Origin of the sequence: Streptococcus oralis subsp. dentisani (genome assembly GCF_002096335.1) — a bacterium.
In the GTDB taxonomy this organism is placed as follows: Bacteria; Bacillota; Bacilli; order Lactobacillales; family Streptococcaceae; genus Streptococcus; species Streptococcus oralis_Z.
In genome coordinates, this window is sequence record NZ_NCUW01000025.1 from 37,143 (window position 1) to 51,793 (window position 14,651).

14 protein-coding genes and 1 tRNA gene are annotated in these 14,651 nt (G+C 41.8%); 13 read left to right on the forward strand and 2 right to left on the reverse strand.

Going from position 1 to position 14,651, the window contains the following annotated elements; all coding sequences use genetic code 11:
- Nucleotides 1-38 precede the first annotated feature (38 nt).
- From rsmD to B7709_RS01440, 8 genes are all read left to right on the forward strand, one after another.
- Nucleotides 39-578, forward strand: a complete 540-nt coding sequence (gene rsmD / locus B7709_RS01405; protein ID WP_084971074.1) for a 16S rRNA (guanine(966)-N(2))-methyltransferase RsmD — start codon at nt 39-41, stop codon at nt 576-578.
- Nucleotides 568-1,056 (forward strand): pantetheine-phosphate adenylyltransferase, encoded by a 489-nt coding sequence (coaD, locus tag B7709_RS01410; protein ID WP_084971076.1) that lies wholly within the window; start codon nt 568-570, stop codon nt 1,054-1,056. Before rsmD ends, coaD begins: the two co-directional genes overlap by 11 nt.
- Nucleotides 1,040-2,077, forward strand: a complete 1,038-nt coding sequence (locus B7709_RS01415; RefSeq protein ID WP_084971078.1) for a SepM family pheromone-processing serine protease — start codon at nt 1,040-1,042, stop codon at nt 2,075-2,077. Before coaD ends, B7709_RS01415 begins: the two co-directional genes overlap by 17 nt.
- A gap of 55 nt (nt 2,078-2,132) precedes the next feature.
- Entirely contained in the window at nt 2,133-2,363 is a 231-nt protein-coding gene (locus B7709_RS01420; protein WP_084971080.1) for a DUF1146 family protein, read from the forward strand.
- A gap of 22 nt (nt 2,364-2,385) precedes the next feature.
- Complete coding sequence (gene murA, locus B7709_RS01425) at nt 2,386-3,666, forward strand: UDP-N-acetylglucosamine 1-carboxyvinyltransferase (RefSeq protein WP_084971082.1); 1,281 nt, start codon at nt 2,386-2,388, stop codon at nt 3,664-3,666.
- Complete coding sequence (locus B7709_RS01430) at nt 3,653-3,847, forward strand: DNA-directed RNA polymerase subunit beta (RefSeq protein ID WP_000977280.1); 195 nt, start codon at nt 3,653-3,655, stop codon at nt 3,845-3,847. Before murA ends, B7709_RS01430 begins: the two co-directional genes overlap by 14 nt.
- A 40-nt stretch (nt 3,848-3,887) precedes the next feature.
- Nucleotides 3,888-4,712, forward strand: coding sequence for a DNA/RNA non-specific endonuclease (locus B7709_RS01435; RefSeq protein WP_084971084.1), 825 nt, complete (start codon nt 3,888-3,890; stop codon nt 4,710-4,712).
- Between the two features lie 132 nt (nt 4,713-4,844).
- Nucleotides 4,845-6,176 (forward strand): hemolysin family protein, encoded by a 1,332-nt coding sequence (locus B7709_RS01440; protein ID WP_084971086.1) that lies wholly within the window; start codon nt 4,845-4,847, stop codon nt 6,174-6,176.
- An 80-nt stretch (nt 6,177-6,256) separates the two neighbouring features.
- Here B7709_RS01440 and B7709_RS01445 read toward each other — a convergent pair.
- Nucleotides 6,257-6,327, reverse strand: a tRNA-Cys gene (locus tag B7709_RS01445).
- Nucleotides 6,328-6,635: 308 nt separating this feature from the next.
- Here B7709_RS01445 and B7709_RS01450 point away from each other — a divergent pair.
- From B7709_RS01450 to B7709_RS01470, 5 genes are all read left to right on the forward strand, one after another.
- On the forward strand, nt 6,636-8,615 hold the full coding sequence (locus B7709_RS01450; protein ID WP_084971088.1) for a peptide ABC transporter substrate-binding protein: 1,980 nt from the start codon (nt 6,636-6,638) through the stop codon (nt 8,613-8,615).
- A gap of 66 nt (nt 8,616-8,681) precedes the next feature.
- A complete protein-coding gene (locus B7709_RS01455) occupies nt 8,682-10,178 on the forward strand; it encodes an ABC transporter permease (protein WP_084971090.1) in 1,497 nt (498 codons plus the stop codon).
- The gene (gene oppC, locus B7709_RS01460) at nt 10,178-11,104 is read left to right on the forward strand and encodes an oligopeptide ABC transporter permease OppC (RefSeq protein WP_084971092.1); all 927 of its coding nucleotides are present in this window, start codon (nt 10,178-10,180) and stop codon (nt 11,102-11,104) included. Before B7709_RS01455 ends, oppC begins: the two co-directional genes overlap by 1 nt.
- Before the next feature lie 8 nt (nt 11,105-11,112).
- Nucleotides 11,113-12,180: an ABC transporter ATP-binding protein gene (locus B7709_RS01465; RefSeq protein WP_084971094.1), complete on the forward strand. Its 1,068-nt coding sequence runs from the start codon at nt 11,113-11,115 to the stop codon at nt 12,178-12,180.
- Between the two features lie 10 nt (nt 12,181-12,190).
- Nucleotides 12,191-13,120, forward strand: a complete 930-nt coding sequence (locus tag B7709_RS01470; protein ID WP_084971095.1) for an ATP-binding cassette domain-containing protein — start codon at nt 12,191-12,193, stop codon at nt 13,118-13,120.
- An 88-nt stretch (nt 13,121-13,208) separates the two neighbouring features.
- On the opposite strand, the gene B7709_RS01475 is transcribed toward B7709_RS01470, so the two are convergent.
- A complete protein-coding gene (locus tag B7709_RS01475) occupies nt 13,209-14,648 on the reverse strand; it encodes a TrkH family potassium uptake protein (RefSeq protein WP_084971097.1) in 1,440 nt (479 codons plus the stop codon).
- Nucleotides 14,649-14,651 lie beyond the last annotated feature (3 nt).

Here is a 14,651-nt window from a genome sequence, read left to right on the forward strand (position 1 = left end):
CTTTCTCTTTTTGCCCATAATTTGGTATAATAAACGGTATGAAAATCGTATCAGGAATCTATGGAGGGCGTCCTCTCAAGACGCTAGAAGGAAAGACGACGAGGCCAACATCAGACAAGGTGCGTGGAGCTGTCTTTAACATGATTGGTCCTTATTTTGAGGGCGGTCGTGTCTTGGATCTCTATGCCGGCAGTGGCGGTCTGTCTATTGAAGCTGTGTCAAGAGGTATGTCCAGTGCTGTCTTAGTGGAACGGGATCGAAAGGCCCAGGCTGTCGTCGCTGAAAATATCCAGATGACCAAGGAAGCTTCCAAATTTCAGCTCTTAAAGATGGAGGCTGACCGAGCCCTAGAGCAAGTCGGAGGGACATTTGATCTGGTCTTTTTAGACCCTCCCTATGCAAAAGAACAAATCGTAGCAGATATTGAAAAAATGGCAGAGAGAAATCTCTTCTCCCAAGAGATCATGGTTGTCTGTGAAACCGATAAGTCTGTAGAACTTCCAGAAGAAATCGCCTGCTTAGGCATCTGGAAGGAAAAAGTATATGGGATTAGTAAGGTGACAGTTTATGTCAGATAAAATTGGATTATTTACAGGATCATTTGATCCGATGACAAATGGACATCTGGATATCATTGAACGAGCCAGCAAACTCTTTGATAAGCTCTATGTCGGGGTATTCTACAATCCCCACAAACAAGGCTTTCTCCCTGTTGAAAACCGCAAACGAGCAGTTGAAAAAGCGGTGGCGCATTTAGATAATGTAGAGGTGCTGGCTTCTCATGATGAATTGGTAGTCGAAGTTGCAAGGAGACTGGGAGCCAAAACCCTTGTCCGTGGCTTGCGAAATGCCACCGACTTGCAATATGAGTCTAGTTTTGACTACTACAATCATCAACTGGCTCCAGAAATCGAAACCATTTACCTATATAGTCGCCCAGAGCATCTTTATATTAGCTCTTCAGCCATGAGAGAACTTCTGAAGTTTGGTCAGGAGATTCAGCAATATGTTCCAAACAGTGTTGTGGAGGAATTAGAACATGAAGAAAAAAACTAGATGGCCCTTATATGTCATCCTAGCACTAGTATTGACTTTTTTAGCCTTTGTAGTACCTTTACCTTACTACATAGAAGTTCCAGGTGGAGCGGAAGATATTCGTCGCGTTTTGAAAGTCAATGAAACAGAAGACACAGAAGCAGGAGCTTACCAGTTTGTAACAGTCGGCATTCGACACGCAACCCTGTCGCATCTTGTCTATGCTTGGTTAACACCTTTCACGGATATTAGAAGTGCCAAGGAGACAACGGGTGGCTCTACGGATGCAGAGTTTATGCGGATCAATCAGTTCTATATGCAAACATCCCAAAACATGGCTAAGTATCAAGGTTTGAAGACGGCTGGTAAGGATATCGAACTCAAGTACCTGGGAGTTTATGTCTTAACCGTAACGGATAACTCAACTTTTAAGGGTATTCTGAACATTGCGGATACCGTGACGGCTGTTAATGATAAGACCTTTGATAGTTCCAAAGACTTAGTTGATTATGTCAACTCTCAAAAATTAGGAGATCCAGTCAAGGTAACCTACGAAGAAGACGGAAGAGTTAAGACTGCTGAAGGTAAAATTATCACTCTCGAAAACGGGAAAAACGGGATTGGGATTGGCTTGATTGACCGTACGGAAGTGACCAGTGATGTTCCAATTCGTTTCTCCACAGCTGGTATTGGCGGGCCGAGTGCAGGTCTCATGTTTAGTCTAGCTATCTACACCCAGATAGCAGATCCAGGCCTTCGTAATGGTCGTATCGTTGCGGGAACGGGAACCATTGATCGCGATGGAAATGTGGGCGATATTGGTGGAATTGACAAAAAAGTAGTTGCAGCCTCTCGTCAGGGAGCCAACATCTTTTTTGCCCCTGACAATCCAGTCACTGAGGAAGCAAAAAAAGCAGATCCCAATGCGAAAAGCAACTATGAAACAGCCCTAGAAGCTGCTAAAACAATCAAGACAGAGATGAAAATCGTTCCTGTTAAAACCTTGCAGGATGCGATTGATTACCTTAAAAACAATCCCTAATCCGTAGAAAAATCGAAAACTAGCGCGCAAGCGGATAAGATGGTATAATAGTCAAATGGTTCAATTATTATTCACCCTAAGTAGTCATATACTCTTTATTTATTTGAGTTTTTACCTTTTGAAGGATCTTGTGAGATGGGAAAAGGTGTTAAAAGTAACTGCTGCTAACACAAAAAAAGTTCGTTTGTTGGTGGGTTTCTTTAGTATTGTAATGGGCTACATCTTGAGTTCATTCTTTATCAGTTTGTACCACCTGTGGCAAGAAACACTTAGAGGACTGTTATAAAATCAAAAGTAAAGGAAAAACTATGGAAAAAATTGTGGTTCAAGGCGGAGAGAATCGTCTGGTCGGGAGTGTGACCATTGAGGGAGCAAAGAATGCAGTCTTACCCTTGTTGGCAGCGACTATTCTAGCAAGTAAGGGTAAGACAGTCTTGCAGAATGTACCGATCTTGTCGGATGTATTCACCATGAATCAAGTAGTTCGTGGTCTGAATGCCAAAGTTGACTTTGATGAGGAAGCTCATCTTGTCGAAGTTGATGCGACTGGTGACATCATGGAGGAGGCTCCTTACAAATATGTCAGTAAGATGCGTGCATCGATCGTTGTCTTGGGACCAATCCTTGCTCGTGTAGGCCATGCCAAGGTATCCATGCCAGGTGGTTGCACCATCGGGAGTCGTCCGATCGATCTCCACCTCAAGGGCTTGGAAGCTATGGGGGCTAAGATTAGCCAAACCGCTGGTTACATCGAAGCCAAGGCAGAACGCTTGCATGGCGCTCATATCTACATGGACTTCCCTAGTGTCGGTGCGACACAAAACCTCATGATGGCAGCAACTCTAGCTGATGGTGTGACAGTGATTGAAAATGCTGCGCGTGAGCCAGAAATTGTTGACCTTGCTATCCTCCTTAATGAAATGGGAGCCAAGGTCAAGGGAGCTGGTACTGAAACAATCACAGTGACTGGTGTTGAGGAACTCCATGGTACGACTCACAGTGTCGTACAGGACCGTATCGAAGCCGGAACCTTTATGGTGGCTGCAGCTATGACAGGTGGAGATGTCCTCATTCGAGATGCAGTTTGGGAACATAATCGCCCCTTAATCTCAAAGCTACTTGAAATGGGAGTAGAGGTGACGGAGGAGTCGGAAGGCATCCGTGTCCGTTCTCAACTTGAAACTCTCAAGGCTGTTCATGTAAAAACTTTACCACACCCAGGATTCCCGACAGATATGCAGGCTCAATTTACAGCTCTGATGACAGTCGCAAAAGGGGAATCCACCATGGTGGAAACTGTGTTTGAGAATCGCTTCCAACACTTGGAGGAAATGCGCCGTATGGGCTTGCACTCAGAGATTATCCGTGACACAGCTCGTATTGTTGGGGGACAGGCTTTACAGGGGGCAGAAGTTCTCTCAACGGACCTTCGTGCCAGTGCGGCCTTAATTCTGACAGGTTTGGTAGCGCAAGGTGAGACAGTTGTTGGTAAATTAGTCCACCTTGACAGAGGTTACTACCGTTTCCATGAAAAGTTAGCTCAGCTAGGAGCGAAGATTCAGCGAATCGAGGTAAATGATGAAGAATAAAAACTTACGCTATGTACTCCGTCGCTTACTGTTGATTTTTATCGTACTATTGCTAGGCTTTCTTGCTTTAGGAATCGGCTTGATGGTTGGCTATGGCATCCTTGGAAAGGGACAGGATCCATGGGCTATCTTGTCTCCAGCAAAGTGGCAGGAATTGATTAGCAAATTTACAGGAAATTAGACTGGGAGACCAGTCTTTTTCTAGAGATATAAGGAGAGATATGAACAAAAAAACAAGACAGGCTCTAATAGGATTACTTATATTCTTACTCTTGGCTGCTGGAAGCTACTATATCAAGCAGATGCAGCTGGCACCAAATACCCCCAAAACCAAAGTTAGTCAGAAAAAACAAGCTTCAGAGGCTCCTAGTCAGGAGTTGGCTGAAAGTGTCTTAACTGAGTCAATCAAAAACCAAATTAAGGGTGGTATTGAGTGGAATGGAGCAGGTGCCTTTGTCGTCAACGGCAATAAAACCAATCTAGATGCCAAAGTTTCTAGCAAACCTTACGCGGATAATAAAACAAAACCAGTCGGGAAAGAGACCGTCCCAACGGTTGCCAATGCTCTCTTATCCAAAGCGACTCGTCAGTACAAAAATCGTGAAGAAACAGGCAATGGCTCAACCTCTTGGACTCCGCCGGGATGGCATCAGGTCAAGAATCTAAAGGGGGCTTATACACATGCGGTAGATAGAGGGCACTTGTTGGGTTATGCCTTGATAGGTGGATTAGATGGCTTTGATGCTTCTACTAGCAATCCCAAGAACATTGCAGTTCAGACGGCTTGGGCTAATCAAGCTCAGGCTGAAGATTCGACAGGGCAGAACTACTATGAGAGTTTGGTTAGGAAAGCCTTAGACCAGAATAAGAGAGTCCGTTATCGGGTAACTCTCCACTATGCTACAAATGAGAATTTGGTTCCATCTGCTTCACAAATTGAAGCCAAGTCTTCGGATGGCGAATTGGAATTCAACGTCCTGATTCCAAATGTTCAAAAGGGCATCCAACTTGATTACCGAACAGGTCAGGTCACGGTGACGAACTAGAAAAAACGGAATAAAAATTGCTCCCTTGTCCGTCATTGATAAGGGAGCGATTGTATAAATTAGAAAATAATGTGATTCCTAGACCGATTTATGATATAATGGAACACAAGATACTATTTTAGGAGAAAGACCATGGAAGACCCGAGCAGTCAGGATTTGTTACTGCAATTTGTACTTTTAGTTGTATTGACCTTTTTAAATGCCTTTTTCTCAGCTACAGAAATGGCTATGGTGTCATTAAACCGTTCCCGAGTAGAGCAAAAGGCAGAAGAGGGAGACAAACGTTACGTCCGTTTGTTAAAGGTACTTGAAAATCCTAACCACTTTTTATCAACCATTCAAGTTGGTATCACGTTAATTACCATCTTGTCAGGGGCAAAATTGGCAGATACACTTGGCCAAGTAATCGCATCTTGGATGGGAAGCGGAGAAACAGCTTATGCCATTGCCAGTTTCCTCTCTTTGGCATTCTTGACCTACATCTCTATTGTTTTTGGTGAACTCTATCCTAAACGAATTGCTCTCAATCTCAAAGATGCTTTAGCCATTCGCTCTGTTCCGATTATTATTGGTCTTGGGAAGATTGTCAGTCCCTTTGTCTGGTTGTTATCTGCTTCAACCAATTTGTTGAGTCGTTTAACACCAATGACCTTTGATGATGCGGATGAAAAAATGACTCGAGATGAAATTGAGTACATGTTGACCAAGAGTGAGGAGACCTTGGATGCAGACGAAATCGAGATGTTACAAGGGATTTTCTCTCTAGATGAACTGATGGCGAGAGAAGTCATGGTTCCTCGGACAGATGCCTTTATGGTGGATATTCAGGATGATAGTCAAACCATTATCCAAAGTATTTTAAAACAAAACTTTTCCCGTATCCCAGTTTATGATGGGGATAAGGACAATGTGATTGGGATTATTCACACCAAGGCCCTTCTTAAAGCAGCCTTTGTGGACGGTTTTGACAATATTGTCTGGAAGAGGATCTTACAAGATCCACTCTTTGTCCCTGAAACCATTTTTGTGGATGACTTGCTAAAAGAATTGCGAAATACCCAAAGACAAATGGCCATTTTGCTCGATGAATATGGTGGTATGGCTGGTTTGGTAACTCTGGAAGATCTTCTAGAAGAGATTGTTGGAGAGATTGACGATGAGACGGATAGGGCAGAAATCGAAGTCCATCAAATCGGTGAGGATACCTATATTGCGCAGGGAACCATGAATCTTAACGACTTCAATAACTACTTTGGTGTCGAACTAGAAAGCGATGATGTGGATACCATCGCCGGTTATTATTTGACGGGTGTTGGTACGATTCCAACAACTGAGAAAATTAGTTATGAATTGGTCAGCCAAAACAAGCAGATTGTCCTGACCAATGATAAAGTGAAAAATGGGCGTGTTACTAAGGTAAAAGTTCAAATCACAGAACTAGAATCTGAAGAAGAAATAGAATAAAGGAGCTCGAGACATCGTAAGGTGCTCAAGCTCCCATTTATAAGAAAAAAGACTCACGGGGAGTCTTTTGGTTTACTATAAGGCGGTAGACGGATTTGAACCGACGATCAAGCTTTTGCAGAGCCGTGCCTTACCACTTGGCTATACCGCCTCAACGTTTATTATTATACCTTGAAAATGTTTCTACGTCAATAGTTTCTTAAACGAAAATCCAATTTAGGAAACTTTCCCTTTTTATGACAGACTTTAAAACCGAGAGAGAAAGTCTGAAAATCAGTCTTTACGGGCCGTAAATTTGCCATTCTAATCACCCAGATAGCAAACAAAGAGTGTAGAAATTTGACAGATGAAAGTTTTTTGAGAGTATACGCCTAAATATTCTGAAAATTCGTTTACTTTTTAGATAATATATGATATAATTGATGACAAACCTAAATTTTTTTAAGAGGAGTTAACAATATGAAAAAAAGTAGAGTATTTGTTGCAGCAGGAATTGCCCTATTGGCAACTGGCGTTTTAGCTGCTTGCGGTTCTTCAAAATCATCTGATTCAACAGCGCCAAAAAATTATGGTTATGTTTATTCAGCTGACCCAGAAACGTTGGATTACCTCATTTCAGGGAAACAAAGTACCAAGATTGCCACTTCAAATGGTATCGATGGTCTCTTCACAAACGACAAGTATGGAAATTTAGTCCCTGCAGTTGCAGAAGACTGGTCAGTTTCAAAAGATGGTTTGACTTATACCTACAAGATTCGTAAAGGTGTCAAATGGATGACATCTGATGGCGAAGAATATGCTGAAGTAACAGCCAAAGACTTTGTAAATGGCTTGAAACACGCAGCTGATAAAAAATCAGAAGCTCTTTACCTAGCAGAAAATTCTGTTAAAGGATTATCTGATTATTTAGCAGGTAATACAAAAGACTTTTCTTCAGTAGGTGTGAAAGCAGTTGATGATTATACTCTTGAGTATACTTTGAATCAACCAGAACCATACTGGAACTCTAAGATGGCTTATTCAATCTTCTGGCCATTGAACGAAGAATTTGAAAAATCAAAAGGATCTGACTTTGCTAAAGCGACTGACCCTACATCATTGCTTTACAATGGACCATTCTTGCTGAAAGGTTTGACTGCTAAGTCATCTATCGAATTCGCTAAGAATGAAAACTATTGGGATAAAGACAATGTTCATATTGATAAAGTAACCCTTGCTTACTATGATGGTTCAGACCAAGAGTCTATTGAACGTAACTTTACAAGTGGAGCTTATAGCTATGCCCGTCTTTACCCAACAAGTTCAAACTATTCTAAAGTAGAAGAAACCTACAAGGACAATATCTACTACACCCCATCAGGACCTGGTATTGGTGGTTTGGGTGTGAATATTGACCGCCAAGGTTACAAATACACTTCTAAGACAACTGATGAAGAGAAGACTTCTACTAAGAAAGCTCTTCTTAACAAGGACTTCCGTCAAGCCTTGAACTTTGCCTTTGACCGTACGTCTTACTCAGCTCAAGTAAATGGTAAAGAGGGCGCTCCTCGTGCCGTTCGTAACCTCTTTGTAAAACCTGACTTCGTCTCTGCTGGTGAAAAAACTTTCGGTGACTTAGTGACTGATAAGATGGCAGCTTATGGCGATGAATGGAAGAATGTAAACTTTGCGGATGGTCAAGATGGACTCTTCAACGCCGATAAAGCTAAAGCTGAATTTGCCAAAGCTAAAACTGCATTGGAAGCAGAAGGTGTGAAATTCCCTATCCACTTGGATATCCCAGTAGACCAAACTGCTAAAAACTATATCGCACGTATCCAATCCTTCAAACAATCCGTTGAAACAGTGCTTGGAGAAGACAATGTAGTCATCGATATCCAACAAGTTTCTAAAGATGAGTTTAATAATATCACCTACTATGCGGCGAATGCAGCAGCAGAAGACTGGGATCTCTCAGGTGCCGTTGGATGGAACCCTGACTATGAAGATCCATCAACTTACCTTGATATCTTGAAGACAACGAATGCTGAACAAACAAAAACATACATGGGTTACGAAGGTGCAGATAATGCTGCAGCAGCTCAAGTTGGTTTGAAAGAATACGATAAGCTAGTTGATGAAGCTGCTAAAGAAACAAGCGACTTGAATGTTCGTTATGAAAAATACGCGGCTGCTCAAGCTTGGTTGACAGATAGCTCACTCATCTTGCCAGCTATGTCATCAACTGGTGCTGCACCATTCATTTCTCGTGTTGTGCCATTCTCTGCATCATATAGCCAATCTGGAGATAAAGGCTCAGATGTATACTTCAAGTATATTCAGTTACAAGACAAGGTTGTAACCAAAGCTGACTATGAACAAGCTCGTGAAAAATGGCTCAAAGAGAAAAAAGAATCAAACGAAAAAGTTCAAAAAGAATTGGCTAATCACGTTAAATAAATAACTCTCAAGAGAACTTTCTCTCCATGAGGAGAAGGTTCTTTTGGGATTTTAAAAGGAAACGATATGAAGAAATATATTTTTATGCGTGTACTGCGTTCATTGTTGTCTATTTTCTTGGTGACAACTTTGACCTACACAATTATCTATACGATGGTTCCTCGAAAACTGATTTTCAAGCAGGATACCAACTATAACAAGATTGCAACTACAGCTGATAAGCGGGATGATTATGAAAATACCGTTTATGAGCGGATGGGCTACATTGAGTACTACGATACCAAGGAGTTACAAGAAAGAGCGAGTACAATGGACTCGTCTGTAACAGTGGATGCCAATGATACTAACAAGGCAATCTACGAAAAATACATCAACAAACTTGGAAATGGTTGGACACTTGGTGTATTCTCAGAAAGCGGTCAATTTTATGCTACGCGTGAAATTCCAATTTTTGAACGTGTTTTCAAATTCTATGCCAACTTGATTGATATTGATCATCCAAACAAGATTCAAGACCCTGAAAATCCAAACTTGGAACGTTATCTTCGTTTTGAAAATGACCCTGCTATCGGTTGGTCATTGGTTGGTTCAGGTACAAAACATAAATACCTTTTGTATTTCAACAACCAATTCCCATTTGTACACCAAAACTTTGTGAACATTAACTTGGGTGACTCTTACCCAACTTATGCAAACACACCAGTGCTTCAAGTTATCACACAAGGTCAAGGACAAACTAAAACATCGGAAGTTCAATTCCCTACGGGTAAAAAGACTTCATCTGTTGATATCTATTCTCGTACCTACAAATCTCCAAGTCAAGCAGACGCGCGTGAGGTGGCTAACTATGGTAAGGACGATCCTTACACAGCTACAGAAAGCAATTATCAATACCCATCTATGATTGCAAGTTCAGCGGTTGCTGGTTTGATCGGTTTGATTATTTCTTATGCTATCGCTATTCCTCTTGGATCTGCTATGGCTCGCCACAAAAATACTTGGATTGACAGCTTCTCTACAGGTGCCCTAACCTTCTTGCTTGCTCTTCCAACGATTGCCTTGGTTTACATCGTTCGTTTGATTGGATCATCTATTGGTCTGCCAGACTCATTCCCTATCTTAGGTGCTGGAGATTGGCGTTCTTATGTCTTACCAGCAGTTATTCTAGGCTTGCTAGGAGCACCAAGTACGGCTATCTGGATCCGTCGTTACATGATCGACTTGCAATCTCAGGACTTTGTTCGTTTTGCGCGTGCCAAAGGTTTGTCTGAAAAAGAAATTTCAAATAAACATATCTTTAAAAATGCCATGGTTCCTTTGGTTTCAGGTATTCCTGGTGCCGTAATTGGAGTTATTGGTGGTGCAACATTGACTGAAACAGTCTTCGCCTTCCCAGGTATGGGTAAAATGTTGATTGACTCTGTTAAGGCATCAAACAACTCAATGGTAGTTGGTCTCGTCTTCATCTTTACATGTATTTCTATCTTCTCACTCTTTGTAGGAGATATCTGGATGACGATGCTTGACCCACGTATTAAATTGACAGAGAAAGGAGGCAAATAATGTCAACAATTGATAAAGAAAAATTTCAGTTCGTAAAACGTGACGATTTTGCCTCTGAAACAATTGATGCCCCTGCCTATTCATACTGGGGTTCTGTATTTAGACAATTTCTAAAGAAAAAATCAACAGTCATTATGTTGGGAATCTTGGTTTCCATTATCTTGATGAGCTTTATTTATCCAATGTTCTCAGATTTTGACTTCAACGATGTAAGTAAGGTGAATGACTTTAGCGCTCGTTTTATCAAGCCCAATGCCGAACATTGGTTTGGTACAGATAGTAATGGTAAATCCTTGTTTGATGGGGTTTGGTTTGGTGCGCGTAACTCTATCCTCATCTCTGTAATTGCTACTTTTATTAACCTTGTAATTGGGGTTATTGTTGGTGGAATTTGGGGAATTTCAAAATCTGTTGACCGCGTCATGATGGAAGTTTATAACATTATTTCAAACATTCCATCTCTCTTGATTGTCATCGTCTTGACTTACTCAATTGGTGCTGGTTTCTGGAATTTGATTTTTGCCATGAGTGTGACAACTTGGATTGGGATTGCCTATATGATTCGTATCCAAATCATGCGTTACCGTGACTTGGAATACAACCTTGCTTCTCAAACATTGGGGACACCAACCTTTAAAATCATCGTTAAAAACATCATGCCGCAATTGGTATCCGTTATTGTTTCTACGATGACCTTGATGTTGCCAAGCTTCATCTCTTATGAAGCCTTCCTTTCCTTCTTTGGATTGGGATTGCCTGTAACAGTGCCAAGTCTGGGACGTTTGATCTCAGATTACTCACAAAACGTTACGACCAACGCTTACTTGTTCTGGATTCCATTGACAACCTTGATCTTGGTATCTCTATCTCTCTTTGTTGTTGGTCAAAACCTAGCAGACGCTAGTGATCCACGTACACATAGATAGGAGTAGACATGATAAAAGAAAAAGATGTAATTTTGACTGCTCGTGATATTGTCGTGGAATTTGACGTTCGTGACAAAGTTCTGACGGCTATCCGAGGAGTTTCTCTGGACCTGATTGAGGGAGAAGTTCTTGCCTTGGTAGGCGAGTCCGGTTCTGGTAAATCTGTTTTAACAAAAACTTTTACAGGGATGTTAGAAGACAACGGACGTATTGCCCAAGGAAGTATCGACTATCGTGGACAAGACTTGACAGCTTTGACTTCTAACAAGGAATGGGAGAAGATTCGTGGTGCTAAAATTGCGACCATCTTCCAAGACCCTATGACAAGTTTGGACCCAATCAATACAATCGGTAGCCAAATCACTGAAGTTATCGTTAAACACCAAGGAAAAACAGCCAAGGAAGCCAAAGAGATGGCAATCGACTATATGAACAAGGTCGGAATTCCAGACGCTGAAAAACGTTTTGATGAGTATCCTTTCCAATATTCTGGTGGAATGCGCCAACGTATCGTTATCGCGATTGCCCTTGCATGTCGTCCAGATATCTTGATCTGTGACGAGCCAACAACGGCCCTTGATGTAACCATTCAAGCGCAAATCATTGATTTGCTTAAAACTTTACAAAATGAGTACCACTTTACCATTATCTTTATCACCCATGACCTTGGTGTGGTAGCAAGTATTGCGGATAAGGTAGCGGTTATGTATGCTGGGGAAATTGTAGAATATGGAACGGTTGAGGAAGTCTTCTACGATCCACGTCATCCTTATACTTGGAGTCTCTTGTCTAGCTTGCCTCAGCTTGCTGACGATAAAGGGGAATTGTACTCTATCCCAGGAACACCACCGTCTCTTTATACTGAGTTGAAAGGGGATGCCTTTGCCCTTCGTTCGGATTATGCGATGCAAATTGACTTTGAACATAAAGCACCTAAGTTTTCAGTCACTGATACTCACTGGGCTAAGACTTGGTTGCTTCATGAGAATGCTCCTAAGGTTGAAAAACCTCAGGTCATTGCAGATTTGCATGGCAAGATTCGTGATAAAATGGGCTTTGCTCATCTAGAAGACTAGGAGGAAGGAAATGTCTGAAAAATTAGTAGAAATTAAAGATTTAGAAATTTCCTTCGGTGAAGGAAGCAAGAAGTTTGTTGCGGTTAAAAACGCCAACTTCTTTATCAACAAGGGAGAAACTTTCTCTCTTGTAGGAGAGTCTGGTAGTGGGAAAACAACGATTGGTCGTGCCATCATTGGTTTAAATAATACCAGTAAAGGTGAGATTATCTTTGACGGGCAGAAAATTAATGGGAAAAAATCTCACAAGGAATCATCAGACTTGATTCGTCGTATCCAGATGATTTTCCAGGACCCTGCAGCTAGCTTGAATGAGCGTGCGACAGTTGACTATATCATCTCTGAAGGTCTTTACAACTATCACTTGTTCAAAGACGAAGAAGATCGAAAAGAAAAAGTTCAAAAGATGATTCATGAAGTTGGGCTTTTGAAAGAACACTTGACCCGTTACCCACACGAGTTTTCTGGTGGTCAACGTCAGCGTATCGGGATTGCCCGTGCCCTTGTGATGGAGCCTGATTTCGTTATTGCGGATGAGCCAATCTCTGCCTTGGACGTATCTGTTCGTGCACAGGTCTTAAACTTGCTCAAAAAATTCCAAAAAGAGTTGGGCTTGACCTATCTCTTTATCGCGCATGACTTGTCAGTTGTTCGCTTTATCTCAGACCGTATCGCGGTTATCTATAAGGGAGTTATCGTCGAAGTGGCGGAGACAGAGGAGTTGTTTAACAATCCTGTCCACCCTTATACTCAAGCGCTTCTATCTGCTGTGCCGATTCCAGATCCAATCTTGGAACGCAAGAAGGTCTTGAAAGTTTACGATCCTGATCAACATGATTATGAGACAGACAAGCCGTCTATGGTGGAGATTCGTCCAGGTCACTATGTTTGGGCCAATCAAGCAGAACTTTCTCGTTACAAGGAAGCTCTTAAAAAATAAACAGATTAGGAGAGGACCGAAAGGTCTTCTCATTTTTAATAGAAAAAATCCCCTTTTACTAGCTTGTAAAAGGGGGATTGTATTGTAATTAACGTTTAGACCAGGTACGTTTCATAAAGAGTAGCAAAATTGGGTAAATCTCTAAGCGGCCTGCAATCATTGCAAATGAGAGGAGGATTTTAGAGATGGGACTAAAGATGGCAAAACTAGAGGTTGTACCTAGAATCGGTCCGATATTGTTAAAACAGCTGAAGACCGCACTGGTCACGACTAGAAAATCATTGCTATCAAGACTGACTATAAAGATGAGAGAGAGAATAATCATCATATAGATGGCAAAATACTTGAGAATCTTGTGTTGGGTATCCTTATCAATTACAGTTTTATTAACATGGAGAGTCAAGACACGGTGAGGAGATAAGATGGACAGAATCTGATTTTTTGCGATTTTAGAGAGGATGAGTCCTCTGATCACCTTAAGACCACCTGCAGTTGAGCCAGCTGAACCACCGATTGCCATGAGGAAGAGGAGGATAAACTGGGAGAAGAGAGGCCAGTTGGTGATATCTCCGTAACCAAAACCTGTTGTCGTGATGATGTTGGAAACCTGAAAGAAGGCCATTTCAACACTTTTAGAGACACCTTGGTAGAGGTGGAGCGTATTAAGAGTAATCAAGCCGGTAGAAACTAGGACAATGATTACATATGCTCGTAGTTCTTCATCTCCAAAGAAGGCCTTGACCCGACGGAGCATGAGGAAGTAATACAGGTTAAAATTGACACCGAAAACCAGAACGCCAAAACTGACAAGATAGGTAATCAGGGAACTGCCGTAATGGGCAATTCCATCGTTGTAGACGGTGAATCCCCCGGTTCCCGCTGTTCCCATAGCGATGACAAAGCTATCAAACAAGGGCATACCTGCTAAATAGTAGATGACGACAAAGAGGGAGAAGAGCCCGAGGTAAAGGAGATAGAGGATCTGGGCAGTGTTTTTCAGTTTGGATACAACCTTACCAAAGACAGGACCAGGGACCTCTGCCTTCATCACCTCTAAGTGACTATTCTTAGCATTGTCCATAATGGCAAGCGCAAAGACAAGCACCCCCATCCCTCCAATCAAGTGGGTGAAACTTCGCCAGAAGAGGAGAGAACGACTGAGAACCGAGACATCTGTTAGAATGGTCGCTCCTGTAGTTGTGAAACCAGAACTAATTTCAAAGAAGGCATCAATGACACTTGGGATTTGTCCTGAAAAGACAAAGGGAAGCGCTCCAAAGAAAGACCAGAGAATCCAACAGAGGGCAACGATTAAGACACCCTCCTTGGCATAAATCCGCTGATTTTTCGGTTTTCGTAAAACGCCTAGACCACCGAGAAGGACTAAAATTCCAATCGTAGTAAAAAGAGCTGTAAACACTTGGCTGGATTCTTGATAATAGGTCGCTACACTCACAGGCACTAGGAGTAGAATAGCCTCAATCAAGAGAAGTTTTGAGAGGAGGTAACGAATCATACTTTTATTCATTTT